We start from the raw sequence: 4,495 nt of genomic DNA, 5'->3' as shown, positions 1-4,495 counted from the left end.
ATGATAGTCGACACCTTTCGTTTGTCTATCTCACACCAAGCGTTTCAGTCGGCTTTCCGCTCAGCCGACTGAAGTCGGCACTACGCGTCGAGGCTCAAGCTGATTCGGCCCTTCTGAAACGATGGCTTAGCGTCTTAGCCGCTTTACCTCAACAACGCCCTAGCCTCATCGAGATCGAGCAAACTCGCCGGGCCAGCAATGCGCCCCCGTACCGTCTCTAACCCCAGGCCGAGCCCTTCCACGGCGGCCACCACCGCGTCTTCGTGGTCGCGATGGGTCAGCAAAACGACGGTCGGGCCTGTGTCGGTGCTCGCATAGACCGGGATGCCCCTGGTGCGCAGGTCATCACACATGCGAAACAGTGTGATATTTTCTGGTTCCCAGCCGATCAGTTTATGCTCACGCGAACCGGACATTGTGACCCCGTGCAGCCGCATGCTGTCGAGTTCGGCAAACTGCCCTACCACACGCCAGTCACCCCGGCGGACGGCAGCGAGGCACTCGCTAATCTCGTCGCCACGACTAAGCATCCACGCTTTGAAGAAACTGCTTTGCGGCGCGTCGTGGTGGGCCTGCTCGGTCTTCAGCCCGACCCGCGAGTCGATGGGTACCGTAATTAGGCGCACGTCCGCAAGTTGGTCTTCGCCATCGAGGCGCACGGCAAAACTATCTTCGTGCGCGAGGCCAGGGTAGCTGAGCCAGAGCGCCAGGCCACCAGCGGCAGCGCGGCACCCCGAGCCAGCGAGCAAGCGCGCCAGGCAACTGAGAAAGCGCGTATTGGCAACGAGTTCCGGGCCAAAGAGCGCCCCGACAGCGGCGGCGGCGAGCGCCGCTGCCCCGGCGGCACTCGTGCCAAGGCCCTTACCGGCCACACGGCTCTTGAGCAGATTACGGGTCGTCACCCGAGCGGCGACCCGCACCCCGGCAAGCGAGCGGACGGCATCGAGGATTTGACTGATGCGTTCAAGCTCGCGCCCAACCGCCGGGGCATCGCCAAAGAGCGCCGTATCAGCCTCAAGGGACGGATCAAACTCGACAATCGTCACCGTCTGAGCAGCATCGTTATTCACCGAAATGCTGGGCAAAAACGCAATGCGCTGCTGCCAATCGGCCAGACCGTGATACTTCAGCACCCCCTGCATCGGATACGCCCGCGCCGCCGCGATCCCGTGCAGGTTCGTAGGCGGCAACTGCCGAGGATAGGGAGCCACCACGACCCCATGATCAGTCAAGGCGTGCAGAATTTGCCGATACGACACCGCCATCGCGGGCACAAGCTCGGCAAAGCCATCAGGAATAGTTGTGTGTCTCATCAGCGTCGTTCGTAATTAGGGGCTTCTTTGGTAACCACGACATCGTGCGGATGGCTCTCGATCTGGCCGGCCATGGTCACGCGGATCAGGCGTGCCTCGCGGCGCAGCGTCTCGATATCGGGCGCACCGACATAGCCCATTCCGGCCCGTAGCCCACCTACCAGTTGAAAGACCGTATCTTGCAGTGATCCCTTGAAAGGCACCATGCCCTCGATACCCTCGGCAACGAGCTTGCGCGTCTCATTGACATTCGTCTGGAAATAACGATCGCCACTGCCCCGCGACATCGCCCCAATCGAACCCATGCCACGATAGGTCTTATACGACCGCCCCTCATAGAGGATCGTCTCACCGGGGCTCTCTTCGGTACCCGCAAAGAGCGAGCCAATCATCACGCTATTCGCCCCTGCGGCAATCGCTTTGGCGATATCGCCGGAATACTTAATGCCACCATCGCCAATGACAGGGATGCCAAAATGTTCGGCGGCGCGAGCGCAATCGGTAATCGCCGTCACCTGGGGCATGCCCGAGCCGGTCACCACGCGGGTGGTACAGATCGAGCCAGGCCCCTGGCCGACCTTCACTGCATCAACGCCACGCTCGGCGAGGGCAACGGTGGCCGCCGCGGTGCTGACATTGCCGGCAATCAACTGCACCTGCGGAAAGGCCTCGCGCACCGTGAGCACCGCATCAAGCACGCCTTGCGAATGGCCGTGAGCGGTATCAATCGTCAGCACATCCACCCCGGCACGCACCAAAGCCGCGGCACGCTCAAGGTAATCGCCGCCGGCCCCGATGGCCGCCCCGACGCGCAACCGACCCTGATCATCTTTGCAGGCGTAGGGATGCTCGATCTGCTTCATAATATCCTTGACCGTAATCAACCCGGTCAACTTGCCGCGATTATTGACCACCAGCACCTTCTCGATGCGATGGCGATGCAACTGCTCCTTGGCCTGCTCAAGTGTCGTGCCTTCGGGCACCGTCACGAGGTTCTTGCTGGTCATCAATTCGTGGATCGGTCGTGTCCGGTCAATCTCAAAACGCAGATCGCGATTGGTAATAATGCCAACCAGATCGCCCTCATCGGTCACAATCGGTACACCCGAGATCTTATACTCGGCCATAATATCGAGCGCATCACCAATCGTGCGGTCGGGCGGCAGCGTAATCGGATCGGTAATCATCCCGCTCTCCGAACGCTTCACCTTGCGCACACTCTCGGCCTGCTGCTCGATGGTCATATTCTTATGCACAAAACCGATGCCACCCTGACGAGCGAGCGCAATCGCCAGCCGATGCTCGGTCACCGTATCCATCGCCGCGCTAACAATCGGAATATCTAACCGGATCGATCGGGTCAACCAGGTTGTCAGATCAACCTCAGCCGGGATCACCTGTGAATGTGCCGGAATGAGCAGCACATCATCAAATGTCAACCCCTCACGGACATATTTTTCGTCCCAGTGTGTCGTCATAAAGCCCCCTTATTGGCGTAAGACCACCAGAGCAAAGGTGGTGCTCCATTATAGATCGTTGCGTATGGCACATAGTCACTCGAAGCGAAGGGTCGCAGGGTTGGAAACTGGCCGAGATGCTTTGCTGCGCTCAGCATGACCATGCGGTGCCTTCACGCGTCATTGATATAACTCTGCCAGCGTAGCGCGCAGAGTTACAAGCGTTGCAGAAAACCACGCACCCATGTTTCAGCTTCTTCACGGCTTGACACGATGCCATCAAGCGTTGCCTGGCGCAGGGTATGCAAGATCTGGCCCATCAAGGGGCCAGGCGCAACGCCAAGGCGTTGCAGGTCGTTGCCATCAAGCGGCGCACGCATCGTCCGCAGTTCACGGAGGTAGCGCGTCGTTGCAACACGGTCGTCCGGCACGGCGCAGTGGTGAACCATGATCGTCGTGGGATGCCATGGGCGTAGCGTTTCGTCCAGGGCGCTATTGCTCAGCCCGGCGAGCGTGCCAGTTAGTTTGCGGAGGCTGGGGAGTTGACGGATCAGTGTGGACGCATCGGCGGGCAACGGATAGCGCTGCGCCAGCGCATCGAGGGTCGCCTGCGAGCATCCATAGAGCAACAGGCCCGCCTGGATCAGTGGGGTCAGGGGAAGATCGGGGCTAACCGCCGCCACCGCCTGCGTACAACGCTCAGCCAGGGGCACGTCCCAGGCCAGGCCAGGCAGAATCTGCGGCGTCACCGCCCACTGATCGGCCAGGCGCAACACCGCCGCCGGGTCGGGCTCAGCAAGCGCCAGGCAGATTTCGTGCAACACCCGTTCGGGGCTCAGCAGCGTCAGATAGCGTTGGGCGACCGCATCGGCCACCTGGTACCGAGTCGCCGGTTCAGGGTGGAGACCGAGGCGGCTGGCAAGGCGCAGCCCGCGCAAGATACGAGTCGGATCGTCACGCAGACTCGCCGCGTGCAAGAGCCGGAGGCGGCCATGGGCAAGATCCTCTTCGCCCCCAAAAAGATCGAGCCGCCGCCCAAAGTGCAGACCGCCCGCAACCAGGTGCAACTCGACGGCGAGCGCATTCACACTAAAATCGCGGCGCACCAGATCATGCTCAAGCGGTGCCGGCGAAACGTCGGGCAACACTGCCGGGGCAGCATAGGTCTCGACGCGCGTCTGGGCAAAATCAACGACGATCGCCGAACCACCGCTGCGACCGGGCACCAGCACCGTCGCCGTGCCAAACGCCGCGTGGTGGGCCGTCACCCTTCCGCCGGTTGCCTCGGCGACCTGGGCCACCAACGCCGTCACCTCACCCTCGACGGCCAGATCGAGATCGCGGCTCAGCGGCTGATCAAGCAAAAGATCACGGATCACGCCACCAACCAGCCAGACCGGCACGCTGCAAGTCTGTGCACAGTGCGCAACGAGCGTCAACAGATCCGCAATCTCGGCGGGCAACGCAGTATGCGCTAACTCGCGTAAGATCCTGGGCCGTCCCTTATGCATCGCCGTCCTCGTCACCCCGGTTTCAAACTAGTCAAGCAGGCAAGCCGCCTCGCGACGGATCGACTGCTTTCTATTCTACCACCGCTTCAGATACAGGAGGCTTCGCATCAACACCTTGCCCAGGGCGATTGCATCTTCCGTATATGCACCCCACCAGGGCACCCGCAAGGGGTGCCCCTACAGGGCCGGGGGCCGCGGGCCGCGGGCCGGGGCC

General features: G+C 61.6%; 3 protein-coding genes. All 3 read right to left on the bottom strand.

Annotated features, from left to right (window positions below):
• Positions 1-143: 143 nt before the first annotated feature.
• Positions 144-1,313 (bottom strand): diphosphomevalonate decarboxylase, encoded by a 1,170-nt coding sequence (locus EYB53_RS25000; protein ID WP_135482290.1) that lies wholly within the window; start codon positions 1,311-1,313, stop codon positions 144-146.
• Positions 1,313-2,791 (bottom strand): IMP dehydrogenase, encoded by a 1,479-nt coding sequence (gene guaB, locus EYB53_RS24995; RefSeq protein ID WP_135482288.1) that lies wholly within the window; start codon positions 2,789-2,791, stop codon positions 1,313-1,315. The genes EYB53_RS25000 and guaB overlap by 1 nt, the downstream gene beginning before the upstream one ends.
• 194 nt (positions 2,792-2,985) lie before the next feature.
• On the bottom strand, positions 2,986-4,281 hold the full coding sequence (locus tag EYB53_RS24990; RefSeq protein WP_135482286.1) for a tRNA nucleotidyltransferase/poly(A) polymerase family protein: 1,296 nt from the start codon (positions 4,279-4,281) through the stop codon (positions 2,986-2,988).
• Positions 4,282-4,495: the final 214 nt, after the last annotated feature.

The sequence above is a fragment of the Candidatus Chloroploca mongolica genome (assembly GCF_004762035.2).
Classification (GTDB): domain Bacteria; phylum Chloroflexota; class Chloroflexia; order Chloroflexales; family Chloroflexaceae; genus Chloroploca; species Chloroploca mongolica.
This window is presented reverse-complemented; position numbering and strand designations above follow the sequence as displayed.